Annotated in this window: 21 protein-coding genes; 7 read left to right on the top strand and 14 right to left on the bottom strand. The window is 58.1% G+C overall.

The features are described 5' to 3' along the window. Both Q0602_RS22455 and Q0602_RS22450 read left to right on the top strand, forming a co-directional pair. The coding region (locus tag Q0602_RS22455) for a biotin/lipoyl-containing protein (RefSeq protein WP_298848189.1) at positions 1-1,405 on the top strand (1,405 nt) is incomplete at its 5' end. Position 1,406: 1 nt separating this feature from the next. Continuing rightward, the gene (locus Q0602_RS22450; protein ID WP_298848187.1) at positions 1,407-2,321 is read left to right on the top strand and encodes a hydroxymethylglutaryl-CoA lyase; all 915 of its coding nucleotides are present in this window, start codon (positions 1,407-1,409) and stop codon (positions 2,319-2,321) included. Between the two features lie 427 nt (positions 2,322-2,748). On the opposite strand, the gene Q0602_RS22445 is transcribed toward Q0602_RS22450, so the two are convergent. The 9 genes from Q0602_RS22445 to Q0602_RS22405 all read right to left on the bottom strand — a co-directional run bounded on the left by Q0602_RS22445 (position 2,749) and on the right by Q0602_RS22405 (position 9,169). Then, complete coding sequence (locus Q0602_RS22445; RefSeq protein WP_298848185.1) at positions 2,749-3,036, bottom strand: helix-turn-helix domain-containing protein; 288 nt, start codon at positions 3,034-3,036, stop codon at positions 2,749-2,751. A gap of 201 nt (positions 3,037-3,237) precedes the next feature. Then, entirely contained in the window at positions 3,238-3,783 is a 546-nt protein-coding gene (locus tag Q0602_RS22440; RefSeq protein WP_298848183.1) for a hypothetical protein, read from the bottom strand. 422 nt (positions 3,784-4,205) lie between these two features. Continuing rightward, positions 4,206-4,691: a hypothetical protein gene (locus Q0602_RS22435; RefSeq protein WP_298848181.1), complete on the bottom strand. Its 486-nt coding sequence runs from the start codon at positions 4,689-4,691 to the stop codon at positions 4,206-4,208. Positions 4,692-4,775: 84 nt separating this feature from the next. Continuing rightward, positions 4,776-5,852 (bottom strand): SH3 domain-containing protein, encoded by a 1,077-nt coding sequence (locus Q0602_RS22430; protein WP_298848179.1) that lies wholly within the window; start codon positions 5,850-5,852, stop codon positions 4,776-4,778. A gap of 107 nt (positions 5,853-5,959) precedes the next feature. Next, positions 5,960-6,820, bottom strand: coding sequence for a hypothetical protein (locus Q0602_RS22425; protein WP_298848177.1), 861 nt, complete (start codon positions 6,818-6,820; stop codon positions 5,960-5,962). 89 nt (positions 6,821-6,909) lie between these two features. Continuing rightward, positions 6,910-7,449: a hypothetical protein gene (locus Q0602_RS22420; protein WP_298848174.1), complete on the bottom strand. Its 540-nt coding sequence runs from the start codon at positions 7,447-7,449 to the stop codon at positions 6,910-6,912. Between the two features lie 110 nt (positions 7,450-7,559). Then, positions 7,560-7,991: an acetyltransferase gene (locus Q0602_RS22415; protein WP_298848173.1), complete on the bottom strand. Its 432-nt coding sequence runs from the start codon at positions 7,989-7,991 to the stop codon at positions 7,560-7,562. Between the two features lie 527 nt (positions 7,992-8,518). Then, the gene (locus tag Q0602_RS22410; protein WP_298848172.1) at positions 8,519-8,902 is read right to left on the bottom strand and encodes a nuclear transport factor 2 family protein; all 384 of its coding nucleotides are present in this window, start codon (positions 8,900-8,902) and stop codon (positions 8,519-8,521) included. 78 nt (positions 8,903-8,980) lie between these two features. Then, complete coding sequence (locus Q0602_RS22405; RefSeq protein ID WP_298848170.1) at positions 8,981-9,169, bottom strand: hypothetical protein; 189 nt, start codon at positions 9,167-9,169, stop codon at positions 8,981-8,983. 85 nt (positions 9,170-9,254) lie between these two features. Between Q0602_RS22405 and Q0602_RS22400 the strand changes: the two genes are divergently transcribed. Beyond that, entirely contained in the window at positions 9,255-9,611 is a 357-nt protein-coding gene (locus tag Q0602_RS22400) for a BrnT family toxin (protein WP_298848168.1), read from the top strand. Then, positions 9,586-9,858, top strand: coding sequence for a BrnA antitoxin family protein (locus tag Q0602_RS22395; RefSeq protein ID WP_149435160.1), 273 nt, complete (start codon positions 9,586-9,588; stop codon positions 9,856-9,858). Before Q0602_RS22400 ends, Q0602_RS22395 begins: the two co-directional genes overlap by 26 nt. Before the next feature lie 27 nt (positions 9,859-9,885). Here the strand turns inward: Q0602_RS22395 and Q0602_RS22390 are convergent, their stop codons facing one another. The 3 genes from Q0602_RS22390 to pdxY all read right to left on the bottom strand — a co-directional run bounded on the left by Q0602_RS22390 (position 9,886) and on the right by pdxY (position 12,187). After that, positions 9,886-10,287: a MerR family DNA-binding transcriptional regulator gene (locus tag Q0602_RS22390; protein ID WP_298848164.1), complete on the bottom strand. Its 402-nt coding sequence runs from the start codon at positions 10,285-10,287 to the stop codon at positions 9,886-9,888. A gap of 159 nt (positions 10,288-10,446) precedes the next feature. Continuing rightward, the gene (locus Q0602_RS22385; protein ID WP_298848162.1) at positions 10,447-11,334 is read right to left on the bottom strand and encodes a DUF72 domain-containing protein; all 888 of its coding nucleotides are present in this window, start codon (positions 11,332-11,334) and stop codon (positions 10,447-10,449) included. Continuing rightward, positions 11,315-12,187 (bottom strand): pyridoxal kinase PdxY, encoded by an 873-nt coding sequence (gene pdxY / locus Q0602_RS22380; RefSeq protein ID WP_298848160.1) that lies wholly within the window; start codon positions 12,185-12,187, stop codon positions 11,315-11,317. Before pdxY ends, Q0602_RS22385 begins: the two co-directional genes overlap by 20 nt. Positions 12,188-12,388: 201 nt before the next feature. Between pdxY and Q0602_RS22375 the strand changes: the two genes are divergently transcribed. Then, positions 12,389-13,513, top strand: a complete 1,125-nt coding sequence (locus Q0602_RS22375) for an MltA domain-containing protein (RefSeq protein ID WP_295038771.1) — start codon at positions 12,389-12,391, stop codon at positions 13,511-13,513. 46 nt (positions 13,514-13,559) lie between these two features. On the opposite strand, the gene Q0602_RS22370 is transcribed toward Q0602_RS22375, so the two are convergent. Continuing rightward, complete coding sequence (locus Q0602_RS22370) at positions 13,560-14,129, bottom strand: HdeD family acid-resistance protein (protein WP_110715281.1); 570 nt, start codon at positions 14,127-14,129, stop codon at positions 13,560-13,562. A gap of 102 nt (positions 14,130-14,231) precedes the next feature. Between Q0602_RS22370 and Q0602_RS22365 the strand changes: the two genes are divergently transcribed. Together Q0602_RS22365 and Q0602_RS22360 are read left to right on the top strand one after the other, a co-directional pair. Further along, a complete protein-coding gene (locus Q0602_RS22365) occupies positions 14,232-15,215 on the top strand; it encodes an oxidoreductase (protein WP_298848156.1) in 984 nt (327 codons plus the stop codon). 131 nt (positions 15,216-15,346) lie between these two features. Then, positions 15,347-16,303: a GlxA family transcriptional regulator gene (locus Q0602_RS22360; protein ID WP_298848154.1), complete on the top strand. Its 957-nt coding sequence runs from the start codon at positions 15,347-15,349 to the stop codon at positions 16,301-16,303. Between the two features lie 145 nt (positions 16,304-16,448). On the opposite strand, the gene Q0602_RS22355 is transcribed toward Q0602_RS22360, so the two are convergent. Then, positions 16,449-17,132 (bottom strand): HD domain-containing protein, encoded by a 684-nt coding sequence (locus Q0602_RS22355; RefSeq protein ID WP_298848152.1) that lies wholly within the window; start codon positions 17,130-17,132, stop codon positions 16,449-16,451. Between the last annotated feature and the right edge of the window lie 175 nt (positions 17,133-17,307).

The raw sequence follows: 17,307 nt of genomic DNA, 5'->3' as shown, positions 1-17,307 counted from the left end.
CCTGTTCGAGCGCGACTGCAGCGTGCAGCTCCGCCACCAGAAGGTGCTGGAAGAAGCCCCGGCGCCCAACCTGTCCCCCGCGCTGCGCCAACAAATGGGCGAAGCTGCCGTCCGCGCCGCCCAGGAGATCGGCTATGTCGGCGCCGGTACGGTGGAGTTCCTGCTGGATGCCGCCGCAGAACCTGTCTCAAACACCGAGACGAGCGAAGCGACGCGTTTCTACTTCATGGAGATGAACACCCGGCTGCAGGTCGAGCACCCGGTCACCGAGTTGATCACCGGCGAGGATCTGGTCGAGTGGCAGCTGCGCGTGGCCGCCGGGCTGCCGCTGCCCAAGGCCCAGGACGCGCTGACGCTCACCGGCCACGCCATCGAAGCGCGGCTCTATGCCGAGGACCCGGACAACGACTTCCTGCCCGCTACCGGCACGCTCGAACGGTTCGGACTCGACCTGAACGCCAGCGACCTGGCGCCGGATCGCGTGCGTCTGGATAGCGGCGTCGAAGCCGGTGACGACGTCTCGATGCACTATGACCCGATGCTGGCCAAGCTGATCGTCCACGGCGAGGATCGCGGCCAGGCCCTGGCGGAGATGGATCGCACGCTGGCGGCACTGGATATCTCCGGCGTGAACACCAATCGCCGTTTTCTGCAGCGCCTGGTGACGCATCCGGATTTCATCGCCGCCCGGCTCGACACCCGCTTTATCGAACACCACCACGACGCGCTGTTCGCGAGTGAACCGGCCACTGATGCGGACATCGCTTGCGCCGCTCTGGTAGCGCTCGACCAACTAGAACAGACAGGCGATGACCATTCACCATGGGAGCGCCGTGACGGCTGGCGGCTCAACGCCCCGCAGCACCTTCGACTGGCATTTGCCGAGGCCGAGGGCGCGCCGCCGATCCCCGTGACCGCGACACGCTCTGCCTCGCAATCGACTTGGCAACTGAGCGTGGACCGAGACGGCGAGCAGCATCTCGAAGGCCGCCTGCAGCGGCTCGACGGTGACGCCGTGGCGATCACCCTGGATGGCCATCGCCGTCGCCTGCTGGCGCGCACCGATCCCGCTCTGGATGGCGAAACGATCATTCTCACTGCCGCCGGCTTCCAGTCCCGCCTGATCTGGCGGCGCTCGGACCGGGTCGATCATCTGCCGCATGAGGTCGAAGCCAGGCTGACTGCCTCCATGCACGGCACCGTGGTGGCGCTGCTGGTCGAACCCGGCCAGACGGTGGAGAAAGGCACGCCGCTGGTGGTGGTGGAAGCGATGAAGATGGAACACACCCTGAGCGCCCCCGCCGCCGGCGCGGTGGAAGCGTTTCACTTCAAGGTGGGCGACGCCGTGGCGCAGGGGGATGAGCTATTGGCGTTCGCCAGCGCCGACGCGACTGAGGGGGTGTGAGATGGGGATGCCAAACCAGGTCAGCGTGGTGGAGGTCGGCCCGCGGGACGGGCTACAGAACGAAGCCGAACCCATCGCCACCGCCGCCAAGCTTGAACTGATCGAGCGGCTCGGCGCGGCGGGGCTAAAGCGGATCGAAGCGGCGAGTTTCGTCTCGCCCAAATGGGTGCCGCAGATGGCGGATCACCGCGAGGTGATGACCGGCATTCGCCGCCGGCCGGGTGTGATCTACTCCGCGCTTACGCCCAATCTCAAAGGGCTGGAGGCCGCGCTGGCGTGCGGCGTCGAAGAGGTCGCCGTTTTCGCAGCGGCGAGCGAAGCCTTCTCCCAGAAGAACATCAACTGCTCCATCGCCGAGTCACTGGCGCGCTTCGCCCCGGTGATCGAACGCGCCCGTGAGTCGAACGTGCGCGTGCGCGGCTATGTCTCCTGCGTGCTGGGTTGCCCGTATGAAGGCGAGGTGGCCCCGGCCAGGGTCGCCGAGGTCTCCCGGGCGCTGTACGAGATGGGCTGCTACGAGATCTCGCTGGGCGACACCATCGGCGTCGGTACCCCGCTCGAGGCCAAGCGCCTGCTCGACGCCGTGGCGCACGAAATCCCAATGAATAAGCTCGCCGCCCACTTCCACGACACCTACGGCCAGGCGCTGGCCAATCTCTACGCCGTGCTCGAGGAAGGCATCGGCGTGATCGACAGCGCCGTCGCCGGCCTCGGCGGCTGCCCCTACGCCAAGGGCGCCACCGGCAACGTCGCCACCGAAGACGTGATCTACCTGCTCAACGGCCTCGGCATCGACAGCGGCGTGGATCTGGACAAGTTGGCAGAGACAGGGGTGTGGATAACCCAGACCATCGGCAAGCCGAATCGGTCGAAGGTGGGTGTGGCGCTGGCGGCGAAGTCATCGTCAATCACTTAGCTCGTCGGATATATCATATATTGACTTGTGCACGTTAAGATTTTGCAATGACAGTGCTAACAACTCACCAGTTTCTACTAATATTTGATTCAAACAATCATACCTTTTCCATCTTAACCGAAAGCCCAATTGCTACGCTTTCATTTCATGGTTAAATTTTGCAATGACGCGATAAAACAGCGTCACCACTAAAACAAATAAAGGTGGATAACTATGGCAGTACAGCACTCTCCTCCTAACGGTCCCAGCATCGTCCATAAAGGGCAAAAAGGAGGCATGACCGGTTGCGGGTTCAACACCAATGAAAACCCATCTCATTGGAGTAATACAAATAGTAAGATCACATGCGACAAGAACGGATGTAAAAACTAAAAAGGGCTGGGGGTGTAACATCAGCCCCCTTCTTCCTCGCCATAAGTCCTAAAAGTCAATGCAGCTTTTCGAAGACTTCCGGGTGCTGCTCAGCAATGCGCAGTAGTGCTATTGCCGGCCCTCGCGGCTCCCGCCGCCCCTGCTCCCAGTCCTGAAGCATTTGCACGCTGACACCCATCAGGCCGGCAAAGGCGGATTGCGACAGTTTCAGCTTCAACCGGATCGCCTTAGGCGGCGAGGGCTCTGAAAGCTCCTGCGTTCGCAGCGCCAGCTTGCCTTTCTTGAACTGTTTGATTTCCTGAATGCCGTCGAGGATCTCGGCCCCAATATTTCTCTCACCCATTTTTGATCGCCTCCGCTATCTGCTTGAGCATATGGCCAGGAATGCTGGCACGCTCCGATTTACCGTAAAGCGTCAGCATCCATATCTCGTGATCGGATTTTTTCCAGTAGTAAATTGCTCTGACACCGCCGCTCTTGCCGGAACCGGTTGGAGCCCACCGAACCTTACGCACACCAGACGAGCCTTCTCGGGTCGACCACTCTAGGCTCCGTGATCGATCTGAAATTGAAGCGCGCGACACAACTCGACATAGGTTCTTGCCGCCTCTTTCGTCGGATCGAGATCGCGAGCCACCTCGCGACGCAGACGCCGAAGCTCGTGATACAGCGTCACCTGTGGCTGATCGATCAGACCTGCCCGCACCAGCAGCTCCGGTAGCCGAGCCGCTGATACCTCGCCCGGGCCACTATATTCAATCTCCTGTGACAACAGCGACGTGCGGGCCGCGCGCTCCAGTCGAGTCCACGCCTCCAGTATGGCCGTACGGGGATGGCGCTCGGCCAGCTCGGTAAGAAAAGTCTCCTCTTCACCGGCACGCGCGCTCACGACGTCACCCCGACCTGGCGACAGCGAGCGCAGCAGCTCAAGATCGTGCTCGAACTCAGCCTCGATAGGCCCGGCCCGCAGCTTCTTGATGAAGGACCCAAACTGCAGGATCTGGTCGCGGAAGAGAAGCGCGAGAATCAGGGCGAACACCGGCCAGGCCAGCGACCGGACGAGGCTCGAAATGAACGTCAGCCAATCCATTGTCAGTACTCGGTTGATACCGCGTGCATGGTCGTGACTGCGTGAGCTGGCAGCCAGAGTTTCAGGTTGGCGCAGAGACCGACAAATTGCGAGTCACCAGCGACTGATGAAAGCGCATGCAGCGATGCGTAAAGGTACCCGCATGGGTCTATGGCTCGGGCATCGTTGGCCATGTCTCGACTGAAAACGTGATCAACCTGCCCAACGGCTTCGACATCGACAACTGCGTGGAACTGGATGAGTTAGCAACGACCGGGTGTGGATAACGCAGACGATCGACAAGCCGAATCGGTCAAAGGTGGGTGTGGCGCTGGCGGTGAAGTTATCGCGCCGCTGAGAACAGAAAAGCCCGCAGCCATTGGTGAATTGGCCCGAGCTTCACTTATTACGATCATTGCTTGAAGCATAGTGAATGAGTCCGATCAGCTTTTTGATAGCCTGGTTACCCATTGCCTTTGGGACTCCGTCTCGGGCGCTTGCTCACCTCTAGATATCGTAATTAATTCAAAGGAGGCTTCTGGTTCCACGCCCAGCCTTGCTGCCAAAAGGCTTAGCATCATCGAGGAACGGCCAACGCCTCCCCGACAGTGAAATACTATTTTTCTCTTCTCTTGCTGCAAAACCGCCAAGGAATCGATGAACTGCATCACTTCTGTATCACTATCGGCCACTTCATCTCTGATTGGAAAGTTAAGGTATAAAATCCCCTTGTTTTGGCAAACCTCTTCCTCAGCAAGAAGCTCAAGCTCTATCTGCTCACCACGCGTCAACATGGAAACGACGACTTCATAGCCCGACAACTTAATTTCTTCTACACTCTGTTCGAGCAACTGGCCCCCTTGTGGATGTGGCATAATAGAAAAACGATCGTCACAAAGACCCTCAATCTTATATATTGAATTAATCATTTATACTCACCAGAGATATAACGCAAAGCTTTGCGGCAATTTTGGAGCATAGCGTAAAATTTGCCGGCAGCATTTTTTAGGGACTTACTTGAATTTAGCGAGGTACCTTGAAAATACCCACCCGTTGATTCGAATTTCAGAATCTGGATCACTCCATTCTATCAGAGTCCAGTTTTTTTCGCGACTAATAACAATTACCGCATAACCGAAATGTAAATAACCGACAGTTTCCGCTTTTTTAGATGCTGAATATCTGACATTAAGGACATCAGCTGAAACATACCGAAAATCAGTCAAGAATCTATCGACAACAGATGCCGCTGCCTTTGACTCAATCTTTTTGGACAGAGAGCGCTTATCTTCACTGAGATAAGATTTAATGCGACAATCAACGACAGGGTTTAAAAAAGACACTATAACAGCAATAATCAACGGGCATATAAACCACATCAATAGCTTTTGAATTGCGGGGTCTCTCTGTGCCCTGATTTCGTCGACCAGATTATTCAAAGACTCCTCTAAGGAGCCTGATGGCTCTACCGAAGAATCATGAATGACTTGGTAAGAAAGACTTTGTAGCTCCGAAATCGCTAGCCGTTTCGATTCAAATAAAATCTGCCCATCTGGCTCAAATGACAGATTTTGGCCAATATCAAGCGCGACATCCTTTAAAAGCCTCAGCGAATCAATACTCGCAATGGCAGCTGAAAGATTTTTGAACGGGTTTTGGATAGCCGCAATTGATTCCCGAAATTCTTTAAGTGGATCGGCCATGGCCGCTATCATCTCACGATGATCTTTCAGCGGGTTACCCATGGCTGCCATCATTTCGCGATGTTCCTTTAGCGGATCACCCAGGGCCGCTATCATCTCCCGGTGTTCCTTTAGCGGATCACCCAGCACCTCCATCATCTCGCGATGCTCTTTCAGTGGATCGGCCATAGCCGCCATCATCTCACGATGTTCCTTCAGCGGATCACCCAGCACCGCCATCATCTCGCGATGCTCTTTCAGTGGATCGGCCATAGCTGCCATCATCTCCCGGTGTTCCTTTAGCGGATCACCTAGCGCAGCCATCATCTCGCGATGCTCCTTCATCGGATCTGATGTATACCTCAATAGTTTGCGAATATCTTCCAATGGATCATTGTCTTTTTTCATCAATTGTCTCGTGTCAAGGCAATGCTTGCAAAACTCGATAATCCTAACGCCTGGGCTAAGCCGCCGGTACGTAGCGCAGCGGAGTACCGGTCGGCTTGAGCCCCTGGTTAAATTTTGTTTGCATGAACGCCCACAAGGCATTGCTTGGAAAACTGTTCATTTGTGTGAAACGACTCGCCTAGGCCCCGTAAATCCGGCACTGAAAATTTATCCCCGCCTACCGCCAAATCAGTGTGATTCTTTGGACCATCATAATTCCTAACTTTCTCCAAGAATTTGGAATCTTGAGCATCTCTCATGTCGATGTAGTACTGCAGTGAGAATTCAGCCTCTGAGGCCTGCATCAACCAAGAGGAAATTTGGCCAAGGTCCGATCCTATGAGAGCAGCGATCCTTCCCACCTCCAAGATCGCTACACACTTTGGAAATTCAGCTTTGATGGTCGCGTACGCACGTTGCCTGAGTTCAGTACCATATATAGCAGCTCGACCATCAACAATTAATTCCCAGACCGGCGCTCGATTCGGAAAAGGCTCGCCGGACCAATATTGATCGACCCAATCAACGGACTTTAGGCAGCCAGTACTATCCAATGGTGCATACGTAATCCAATTTGCGTCATGGCGGCTGACAGTTGCTCCAGGCAACAATCCGAGTTCTGCCTGATACTCAGAGGAGAAGTGGTCACCCCATTCTCTAGCCGCTTCAAATGCTGACTGATCTTCGAAGAAATACATGCCAACCAATCGAGACACCTTGCTTGGGTACTTCAACTGGCGAACTCGCTCAATTGCTAGTTCGTTGCCGAGCCTCGCTGAATTACGGTGCTTTAGCATGCCTGCTAGCATCACGGAAATTGGGCACTTAGGATATTCACTACCTGCTTGAGCGGAGACCAATACTCCTCGGTATGCGCTCCATGCCACCATTGGGTGATCAATATCAATACAGCCGTAGACGGATTGCACTCGAGTCCTCCGACAAAATTTAACGCTCGCCATAAACGGTGCAAGGAACGAGCGTCCGGCGACCGCAGGGAGCGAATTTAATGGCTTTGTTATGCATTTTCTCTCGCAAGCATATTATCCCAGTCGGTTATGAACATTCTCAGATAATCATCGCTGGTTAAGCTCGTTTCGTTATAGCCAACATCACGACGAAGTGCGACCATTAACTCACCCAACCCTCTAAGCAATTTAAACGGGTCAGCAGCTTCAACAGCGGATTCAGTTTTCCATCTGCCATAACGCTGCACGGTTTCGTCTGAGGCAAAGAAAAACAAACCAATCCCTAGCTCGACTACTAACTCTCTCAGTCTCGTTACCGCTATAGGGTCTTTCGCCGCTATCTTTCGCTTAAAATCTTCGTTGGTTAAGATATCTTGCTGAAGCTTTGCAAAATCTATGAACTTTTCAACTTTTCTCAGTTGAATTTGCGATTGACTGATCTTTAACAATTCAAGCTCTTTGGACAACTGTTGACTAAAAAGCTGCTCCTGTCGCTTATGAATTGCAGCCGGTAATTCCTTGATCCAGCTCCACGCAAGAGCAAAAAGTATGGCTAATAAAACCTGAAATCCTAATATAATCCAAGTCATAATGTTTCTCGATCCCTCAAAAATGCATAACGCCGCCAGCACGCGCGGCTTTATAGTGAAGGCGAAGCCGCAACGAAAAAGACGTCGCCGTGCCTGGCCTTGTTAAATTTTTATAGCGCCATATGCAACAGCGGATATGGCTTACCCTGACCATCGACTGGTGACCGATCTCTCACTTTAAAGCCAATATGCTGATAAAAGCCCACCGCCTGTTCATTCTGCTCGTTTACATCGACCTTTGATGCTCCCTGCTCTTTGATAGCATGGGCCGCCAACATGGCGCCAATGCCTTTTCCGCGTGCATCAGGTGAGATGAACAACATCTCAATATTATCGTCATGTACTCCACAGAATCCCTGAATTTCACCGTTACCGCTTTTAGCGCACCTTAAATCAACTGCGCCAAAATACTGCTCCAGAATTAACGGCTTTAACTCCTGTAGATCATCTTCAGCCAGAAAATCATGCGTTGCCCTGACCGACGTTTCCCAGACTTCTATCAGCTTAAGGTGATCTGCTTTTTCTACGATCTCAATATTCATCACTAAACCCAGTTGAAAATTTAACAGGTATTAGATGGCGCGCTCGCGTTGCCACTTGCACAAGCTCGCGCGTTTAATAGACCTATCTAGCTAGTCACTTTGCGCTTAACTTATTTAAAAGGAGCCTCATAATAATTAGACGTGCTTTGCAGAAGTCGCGTGCTCGCGCGTTTTGCTCAATCCGATATGACTGTGCATAGATACAGTCATATGTTGGTGGGCATCCGGTTGGCTTTTGGTGAAGGCAGCCACGCTACCGCCAGCCATGGAGGATGACGATGCTTCCATCATCCCAGCGCGGCTGGCTGTCCCTTGTCAGTTTGTGACTCTGTAAGCCATCTTTTATGTAGTTCTACGCACAGTAACCAAGCATTACATTGGAAACAACGCCACGAAAGCATTAATCAACCGTGGCTCGAGAAGCCGGCGTTGTTTCGTCAGAAGCCGAAGATCATTTAGGAAGTAGGAGGGTCACTGGCCGCTGGCCGTCACGGGAACGGCCAGATTGAAGCGCTAGCCGTGGGTACTCAGTACATCGGATTTCTGTTCTTGGTCTCATCCGGAACTCTTTGAATGGAATCCCAGTGTTCCACGATCTTGCCGTTGTCGTCGAAACGGAAAAAATCCATCGTGAAGTACTCATCGCCGTCGGGCCAGGTCTGGTGCGTGTGTAGAGATACCAGATCGGCTTCGGCCACCGCGCGCACGAACTCGATTTCCCTCCCGGGATACTGCTCTGCCATTGCCGTGAAGTAATCGATGAACGCCTGCTTTCCATTACCCACTACCGAGTTGTGCTGGATGTAATCGGCGCCGACATACGTCGCGACGGCAAGGGTAGGATCACCGAGATAAGCCGTGCGATAGAAGGCGATCGCATTGCGCTTGTTGGCTTCCAGGTCATGTCGCATGCCGTTGCTCCGTGCAGATTGACTACCATCGAAGAAGCTGCAGAGCGGTATCGTCAGTATCGAATAGCGTCAGTGACCCTATTCCGCCGCCTTCAACTCCCCCAACGCGCCCTTGCACCGTTCTTCGACCTGATCCAGCTCGCGCTGCATGACGCGGATGTCTTCGAGCTGGCGTTCGAGGTTGGCGCGTTTGTCGGCGAGGATCTCGAGCAGGCGTTCGAGTTGGCGGATGCTGCCGTCGTGGCGGGTGTCGTAGAGGTCGAGCACTTCGCGAATCTCGATCAGCGAGAACCCAGGCGCTTGCCGCGCAGGGCGAGCTTGAGGCGAACGCGGTCCTTGCCGAAGCGCTCGGATGGCACTGCTTGCATGCCATGTATATTATGGCAATATACAAAATATGATCGATTTGGCGCAGATTACCGGCTTCGACAGGGACGAGGGCAATGCCCGCAAAAGTGCGGACAAGCACGGCGTACGCCAATCCGAAGCGGAACAGGTGTTTTTCAATCAGCCACTGCTGATGGTCGAAGATACCAGACACAGCCAAGACGAACCTCGATATCATGCCCTCGGCATCACGGACGACCATCGTCAGCTACACATCACGTTCACCTTGCGTGCAGCCGGTACGCTGATTCGAGTTATCTCGGCCCGAGCCATGCACCGTAAGGAGAGGAGGATTTATGAGCAAAACCAAGACGACGCCTGAGTTCAAGAGTGAAGCGGAAGAGCGTGCGTTCTGGGAAAGCCACGACTCCACGGACTATGTGGACTGGAACCAGGCTAAGCGTGCCGCGCTTCCCAACCTGAAGCCATCGACCAAGACAATCTCTTTGAGGTTGCCGGAATCACTACTGGATCGCATCAAGATCGAAGCCAACAAGCGGGATATGCCTTATCAGTCGCTGATCAAGGTCTGGCTGGCTGATGATGTCGAGGAAAATCGGCGGTCTTGATGGTGAGCTTCCAGGTATAAGCCATGCTCAAGAACTCTTTTCCGCCGCCTTCAACTCCCCCAATGCACCTTTGCACCGTTCTTCGACCTGATCCAGCTCGCGCTGCATGATGCGGATGTCTTCGAGCTGGCGTTCGAGGTTGGCGCGTTTGTCGGCGAGGATTTCGAGCAGCCGCTCGAGTTGGCGGATGCTGCCGTCGTGGCGGGTGTCGTAGAGGTCGAGCACTTCGCGGATCTCGATCAGCGAGAAACCGAGACGCTTGCCGCGCAGGGCGAGCTTGAGGCGAACGCGGTCCTTCTCGTGGTAGACGCGGGTCTTGCCACGTCGCTCGGGGGAGAGCAGGCCTTCCTGCTCGTAGAAGCGAATGGTGCGGGTGGTCACGTCGAAGTGCTGCGCGAGTTCGCCAATGGCGTAGGTCTGGCCGGACACGGCGTTATTCCCTTTTATGATTTTTCCTACCCTAGCGTTAACTGACCTTTACGTGAAGATCAACGTTAAGCGGAGTATCCCCCACGCATCGGCACCGTGGACAGGCAGAATAGATCGAAGAACAGTGCTCGAGTTATCAACAGCCTGTTTCAGATTTGGCTAAAACAGCGAGTTCTGTCGCTCGCCCGGGAACTCGGCCAACGGCGGCAATTCGATCCTTTCGGCAATCTGGTTGTAGAACTTTCGTGCCAGTTCCGGCGCCTGGCGGTTATCCGGTGTATGCACAAAGAGAAAAGGGGTTTTCCCCTGTTTTATCCACAGGATGAGGCGTTCGATCCACGGCTCGAAACGGGCCAGGTTAATGGCTTCGTCGAAGTGCCCGATAAAGCGAATGATGGGATTGACCGCCGTGCAGAGCACGTGTAATGGGACTTTCGGCTTTTCGCCCTGCGCCTTGGCGAGCCGGTTGTCAAGCCCTGGGGGTGTGGCAAAGAGCGCCCGCACGTCGAGCATTACCCGATTGGCGTCTTGACTTATCAACAAGCGGTTGAATGCCTGTTCTGCAGGCCCTTTGTGGAAAAAATCACTGTGCCGGACCTCCACCGCGCAGGGTATCTCCCGTGGCCAGTGAGTGAGCAATCGCTCCAGCGCGGGCAGCTCGCCCTGGCCGAAATCTCTGGGTAGCTGGACCATGATCGGCCCTAGACGATCTTTCAACGGTGAGAGGCGCTCGATGAAGCGTTCAAACTCATCGTCAATATCGCGCAAGCGTTTGCCGTGGGTCAGCTGGCTGGGCAGCTTGAAGCAGAAGCGAAAGGTCTCGGGCGCCTGTTCGGCCCAGGCCGTCACCGTCTCCGCCTTGGGGATGCCGCTGTAGAAGGTGGTATTGCCTTCCACTGCGTTGAACACGCTGGCGTAGTCGCGCAGCTCCACGTCGCCGTGGCCGGGCAGCAGGCTGCCTTGCCAGTCGGCGTTGGCCCACATCGCCATGCCCAGGTAGAGCGGCGGCTGGTGAGCCGTGGCGAGGTTATCTGAGACGTTCGGCATGCAACGTCACCGTCGGCGAAACGATATCCTGCTGGGCGGCGATCATCGCCAGCTCGCGGGTGCCGGCACGACGGGTGTGTTCGAACAGCATCTGCACCGCGGCGGCGGTCTGCTCCAGGGCGCGGGCGGGCCCTTCTTCGGTGAGGCCGGCGCGCAGGCTGTGGGCGAGGAACATCGCGGCAGTGAAATCGCCGGCGCCGTTGGGCGCAATGGTGAAATCCACCTTGGGCGTGGCGATCCGCCAGCTGCCGCTGGGGGCATCGACCAGCATGCCGATGTGTCGCTGATCATCACCCGCGACTTCCAGCGAGGTGATCAACACCACCTTGGGTCCCTTGGCGCGTAGCGCGGCAGCGGCGTCGAGGGCGTCTTCCAGGGTGTTCACTTCGCGCCCGGCGAGAAAGGCGAGCTCGAACTGGTTGGGGGTGACGATATCGGCACGGGCCACGGCGTGATCGCGCATCCACTCGGGAATCCCCTCGCGGACGAAGAAGCCGCGTCCGACATCGCCCATCACCGGATCGCAGCAGTAGAGTGCCTGCGGGTTGGCCTGCTTGACGCGGTCGACGCTATCCAGCACGGCGCGGCCGATGCCTTCGTCGCCCATGTAGCCGGAAAGCAGCGCATCGACGTCGTCGAGCCCCACCAGGGATTCGACGCCGTCCAGCACGTTCCTGAGATGGTCCGGAGTGAAGACGTCGCCGGTGAAGGCACCGTAGCCGGTGTGGTTGGAGAACTGGACGGTGTTGATGGCGGTGACTTCCAGCCCCAGTCGCTGCAGCGGAAACACGGCGGCACGGTTGCCGACGTAGCCATAGGCGACGTGGCTCTGAATGGAGATGACATGGGTCATGAGACGGTCCTGCCGCTTGGAGCGCAAAGGGCGTAGTAAAAGGACATAGTGTAATGCCCCGCCGGAGGAACTTGCAGCGTCTCTCTTTGGTCGATAGCTCGCTCGACGCCATCGAGCGGCGGCGATATGCTCGCTCCAGCTTTTTCACCGCCTCTGCGTGATCATCGTTTTCAATGCATCGTGTTCAAGGATCGACTCTGCATGCTTTCAAGCGCCTCGCGCCAGCGCGCCCCATCACACCGCTTCCCCTCGCTGCTGGCCTCTCTTCTCTTCGCCCTGCTGGTGGCCGGCTGTTCCAGCGGCCCGGTCATGACCCCCACGCCGGGCGGAAGTCCCGAGGCACGGGTCGAACAGCCGGCACGCAAGACCACCTGGCACCACCTGCCGGGGTGGAACCGGGATCAACCGATGGCGGCATGGAGCGCGTTCCGGGAGAGCTGCAAGCGGCTGGAGCGCAAGCCGACGTGGAAGAGCGTCTGCCACGATGCCCAGTCGGTCGATCCGCTCAACGCGCTGGCGATCCAGAACTTCTTCGAGTCCCGTTTCGTGCCTTACCGCGTGACCAACAGCGACGGTAGCGCCACCGGCCTGATCACCGGCTACTACGAACCGATCCTGCGCGGCTCCCGCGTGCGCGGCGGGCCCTACCAGACGCCGCTCTACCAGTACCCGAAATACTGGAAGCGACATACCCATGTCGGTCCGACCCGCGCCGAACTGATGCGCAGCGGCGATCTCGATGGCACCGAACTGGTGTGGGTCGACGACCCGGTGGAGGCGGCCTACCTGCAGATTCAGGGCTCCGGCCGCGTCGAGATGACCGACGGCACCACCATGCGGGTGGCCTACGCCGGCACCAACAATCAGCCGTTCCGCTCCTTCGCCAAGCGCCTGATCGACCGTGGCGAAATCACGCCCGCCCAGGCCACGCTGCCCGGCGTGCGGGACTGGGCGCGCCGGCATCCGGGCCAGGTGGAGGAGATGCTCAACGTCAATCCGCGCATGGTGTTCTTCCGCGAGCTCAAGGGCAGCGAGGCGCTGGCCGACACCAGCGGCCCGGTTGGCGCGCTGGGGGTGCCGCTCACCTCCGAGCGCAGCATCGCGGTGGACCCGGACGAGATTCCCCTCGGCGCGCCGGTGTTTCTCTCCACCACCCAGCCGCTGTCCAACCGGCCGCTGCAGCGCCTGATGGTGGCGCAGGACACCGGCAGCGCGGTGAAGGGCGCGGTGAGAGCGGACTTCTACTGGGGCCACGGCGACGCCGCAGGCGAAGCCGCCAGCCGGATGAAACAGCGGGGCGAGATGTGGGTGCTGATGCCCAAATGAGAGCGCGCCCGATCGCTTGGGCGCTCTCTGGACATTGCGGCCCTCGCTAGCGAGGGCCGGCGAACATCTTGCGCACCCGCAACGCCGCGATCACCTGGATGACGCCGTAGACCAGCGCGACGATCCCGATCCACAGCGCGGTGGCCACCAGGCCACTGAGTGGGCTGACGACGAGCAGGATGCCCAGCAGCAGCGCCAGCACGCCACTGAGAACGGTCCATCCCTCGCCGGGCGCGGCCCAGCCCTGGCCGGCCACCGGGCGGCGAATGCGCAGCCCCAGCAGCAGGCGATAGACGCCGGCGATGATCAGCCAGATACCCACCAGCACCAGCAGCGCGCTGGCCATGGAGAGCGGATCGAAGATCGCGAGCAGGCCGAACAGTATCGACAGCACGCCGTAGCCGATCAGCCATCCCTTGCCCGCACCTCGGTAGGCCGTCGCCGTCATGAACAGCGTGGAGACGCCTTCCGCCAGTGCCATGATGCCCATGATCCAGGTCAACGCCGCGATGGCGGCCAGCGGCTGAAACACCGCGATCAGGCCGAATACGATGGCGATGACGCCGAACGCCATCAGAATCCACCAGCTACGTCCGATGAGACTTCTCGTTGCCATTGGCGACTCCCATTGATATCCCTGTTCGAGAAAGCTGAACGCTGCACCGAATCTATCGCTCAATACTGATCTTCAACATAGACCTTCACGGGAGTGACTTCGATGACCGAATCCGTCCCGCCAGCAGCGCCGCTGGCCATCGTCACCGGCGCCACCGCCGGACTCGGGCTGGAGACCGCCAAGGGCCTGGCAGCGAACGGGTATCGCGTCATCGTCGCCGGGCGCAATGCCGACAAGGGCAAGCTCGCCTGCCACGCGGTGCGCGCCCATCAGCCCGGCGCAGAGGTTCGCTTCGAGTGGCTCGATCTCGATAGTCTCGAGTCGGTGCGCCAGTTCGCCGCGCGCCTGCGCGAGCGCGAAACCGAGCTGCACCGGCTGATCAACAACGCCGGCATCATGGCGCTGCCCCGGCGCCAGCGTACCGAGGACGGCTTCGAGCGCCAGTTCGGGGTCAACTACCTTGGCCACTTTCTGCTCACCAGCCTGCTGCTGCCGCTGCTGATCGCCGCCTCGTCGTCGGGTTCCGAGTCAGCGCCAGCACGTGTCGTCCAGCTATCGAGCCTGGCGCACCGCAGCGGCAGGATCGATTTCGACGATCTGAATGGCGAGCGCGACTACGATCCCTGGCGCGCCTACCGGCAATCGAAGCTCGCCATGCTGCTGTTTGCCCAGGCGCTGCAGCAACGGAGCGACCAGCACGGCTGGGGGTTGTTGAGCGTCGCCGCCCATCCCGGGCTCTCCCGCACCGCGCTGTTCGATGCCGGGGTGAAGAGTCGCGCGCTGATCGGCCAAGCATTCAAGCTGGTGATGCCGTTGATCAGCCAATCCGCCGACCAGGGCGCCAGGCCCACGCTCCACGCCGCGCTCGCCGACGACGTACGCCCCGGCGACTACTTCGGTCCCAATGGCTTCAGCGAGACCCGCGGCGCACCCAAACGCGCCCATCGCAGTGCCGCGGCCAGGGACCGGGCGGTGGAAGATCGGCTATGGAAAGTGTCGTGTGAATTGACCGGAGCGGCGTGGGCGGAATCGTCCAGCGGTAGCATCGAAAGCGAGCCCGTCGAAAAAACGCCCCCAGAAGCGTAGGCAGGCAATGCGCGGAATCGCCTGCTTGACCGATACACGCAAGAAGCGACGACGCCTGCCGGTCCACGCTGTCGTCTCAGTTAGAATAGGCGGTCATTACTGTCCAGACAGGACACAGAGGATGAATCCCAGTGGCCAAGGTCATTGCCATTCTGGCGCTGCCTGGCGTGCAGCTGCTCGACGTTGCGGGCCCTCTCGATGTGTTTTCACAGGCCAACCTGGAGTCGGGGGCGACGCCCTACCGGTGCAGAATCATCGGCACCACGCCCGGCCCTATTCGCAGTTCATCGGGTGCCCGCTTATATGCCGATGCCTCGGTCAGGGACGCTGCTGAGCGATTCGATACGGTGCTGGTTGCAGGCGCCCCTCACGCCACCTCGGCCGAGCTCAACCCGGCAACCATGGACTGGATGCGCCGCGCCGCGGGCAGCGCTCGACGCTATGGTTCCGTCTGCACGGGTGCCTTCATCCTGGCTCACAGCGGGTTGCTGCAGGGGCGTCGCGTCACGACTCACTGGGCCAGCGCCGAGGCGCTTGCCGAGGCGTATCCCGACCTCAAGGTCGAGGAGGACGCCATCTACATTCGCGACGGCAAGGTACGGACATCAGCGGGCGTCACGGCAGGCCTTGATCTCGCGCTGGCCCTTGTCGAAGAAGATCTCGGTCGAGACATCGCCCGACGCGTGGCCTCTCAACTGGTCATGTATTTCAAGCGACCGGGAGGGCAGCTTCAATTCAGTCGACATGGAGAGTCGAGCCTTGGAGGACGATCCGTTCTGCAGGAGACACAGCGCTGGGTTATGGCCAATCTGGCTCTGCCCCATTCGGTGAAGACACTGGCCGCTCACGCGGGAAAAAGCCCCCGCCATTTCGCTCGGCTGTTCTCCGCCGAAGTCGGTATAACGCCGGCCGCGTGGTTGGAGCGTGCGCGCATCGGCGCAGCACGCCTGCTTCTGGAGGAAGATGGTCAGGCGCCAAAGCAGGTCGCCGCCAGGGTCGGATTCACCAGTGTCGATACCCTCCGCCGAGCCTTCGTGAAGCACGTCGGCATAACACCTGCGGAGTACCGGAAGCGTTTTCATATCTGAAAACCCCGACATTCCCCAAAGACGCGGCGTATGGAAACGATCCGGTCGATGCGCCGGATGCCTGCGTGGCAGGATCAAACCGGCGCCCCCATCGCCGACGGCACGCCTGTTCAACCCGACGTGCCCATGGAAGCAAGACCTACGATCAATTCGGCCAGCTTGAGCAGCGAATGACGTGACAGAAGTTGGTGGGAGCGAAGGCCTTTTCCTTGTCTGCGATGACATCGGCCTTGACGTTGCCGAAGGTGGTATCCGGCTTGTGCTTGATGCCGTCGTAGAACGTTTGAATGATCGCTTCCTTGAACCGATCCCCCCGTGGATGGGCACGTACGATCGCATCGCGATCTTCCGGACTGAAATGATCGTAACCGATCCCCAGTACATCCATTTCGACGCCCGTCGTCACCAGGGCGATGATCGGATGCATGTGCTGGGGAATACCCGGCGTCGTGTGCAGTGCGATTGCCGTCCAGACGATGTCGATATCGGCCTCGGCGATGCCGTGCCCGCGCAGGAACTGGCGAGCAGCGTTGGCGCCATCGACTTCGAAACGTTCATCGGCGCTGCTGTGGGCGTGCGTCAAACCCATGTCGTGGAACATGGCGCCGGCATACAGCAGCTCGGGATCGAAACGCAGATCCCGTTGCTTACCGCCAAGCGCGGCAAAATGGTAAACCCGGCTCGAGTGGTGAAACAGCAATGGCGACTCGGTATCGCGCACGAGTTCGGTAATCTCGCGTGCAAGTCGACTATCCGGAACGGCGATATCAGTAAAAGTCGTCATGGGTCGATCCTCTGGCAGGTGGGAGTCTGAATTCTTGTCTGCCACGGCCTTGTCTTCAATCGACGTGATGCGACGAATACTGCCATCTTACGTGTTCCAGAGACATGGATGACCAGAGAAAAGGTTTCGATCGCGATAGCCTGTCGCGGACATCATCGACTCGACGGAATAGCTCGCCGCGCCATTCGTCTTACCTGCAGCCGACAGTGACAGGAATTAT

The organism is uncultured Salinicola sp., assembly GCF_937921195.1.
Lineage (GTDB): Bacteria > Pseudomonadota > Gammaproteobacteria > Pseudomonadales > Halomonadaceae > Salinicola.
The sequence above is the reverse complement of the archived record's forward strand: the minus strand, read 5'-3'. Positions and strand labels throughout refer to the sequence as shown.

What these genes read in the sequence shown, in the direction of transcription:
- Q0602_RS22430 (WP_298848179.1), bottom strand. Translation starts at nt 5,852, where the DNA reads ATGAAAAAAGACAATGATCCATTGGAAGATATTCGCAAACTATTGAGG.
- pdxY (WP_298848160.1), bottom strand. Translation starts at nt 12,187, where the DNA reads ATGACCCATGTCATCTCCATTCAGAGCCACGTCGCCTATGGCTACGTC.
- Q0602_RS22420 (WP_298848174.1), bottom strand. Translation starts at nt 7,449, where the DNA reads ATGACTTGGATTATATTAGGATTTCAGGTTTTATTAGCCATACTTTTT.
- Q0602_RS22395 (WP_149435160.1), top strand. Translation starts at nt 9,586, where the DNA reads ATGAGCAAAACCAAGACGACGCCTGAGTTCAAGAGTGAAGCGGAAGAG.
- Q0602_RS22400 (WP_298848168.1), top strand. Translation starts at nt 9,255, where the DNA reads ATGGCACTGCTTGCATGCCATGTATATTATGGCAATATACAAAATATG.
- Q0602_RS22440 (WP_298848183.1), bottom strand. Translation starts at nt 3,783, where the DNA reads ATGGATTGGCTGACGTTCATTTCGAGCCTCGTCCGGTCGCTGGCCTGG.
- Q0602_RS22370 (WP_110715281.1), bottom strand. Translation starts at nt 14,129, where the DNA reads ATGGCAACGAGAAGTCTCATCGGACGTAGCTGGTGGATTCTGATGGCG.
- Q0602_RS22365 (WP_298848156.1), top strand. Translation starts at nt 14,232, where the DNA reads ATGACCGAATCCGTCCCGCCAGCAGCGCCGCTGGCCATCGTCACCGGC.
- Q0602_RS22415 (WP_298848173.1), bottom strand. Translation starts at nt 7,991, where the DNA reads ATGAATATTGAGATCGTAGAAAAAGCAGATCACCTTAAGCTGATAGAA.
- Q0602_RS22445 (WP_298848185.1), bottom strand. Translation starts at nt 3,036, where the DNA reads ATGGGTGAGAGAAATATTGGGGCCGAGATCCTCGACGGCATTCAGGAA.
- Q0602_RS22375 (WP_295038771.1), top strand. Translation starts at nt 12,389, where the DNA reads ATGCTTTCAAGCGCCTCGCGCCAGCGCGCCCCATCACACCGCTTCCCC.
- Q0602_RS22385 (WP_298848162.1), bottom strand. Translation starts at nt 11,334, where the DNA reads ATGCCGAACGTCTCAGATAACCTCGCCACGGCTCACCAGCCGCCGCTC.
- Q0602_RS22435 (WP_298848181.1), bottom strand. Translation starts at nt 4,691, where the DNA reads ATGATTAATTCAATATATAAGATTGAGGGTCTTTGTGACGATCGTTTT.
- Q0602_RS22450 (WP_298848187.1), top strand. Translation starts at nt 1,407, where the DNA reads ATGGGGATGCCAAACCAGGTCAGCGTGGTGGAGGTCGGCCCGCGGGAC.
- Q0602_RS22410 (WP_298848172.1), bottom strand. Translation starts at nt 8,902, where the DNA reads ATGCGACATGACCTGGAAGCCAACAAGCGCAATGCGATCGCCTTCTAT.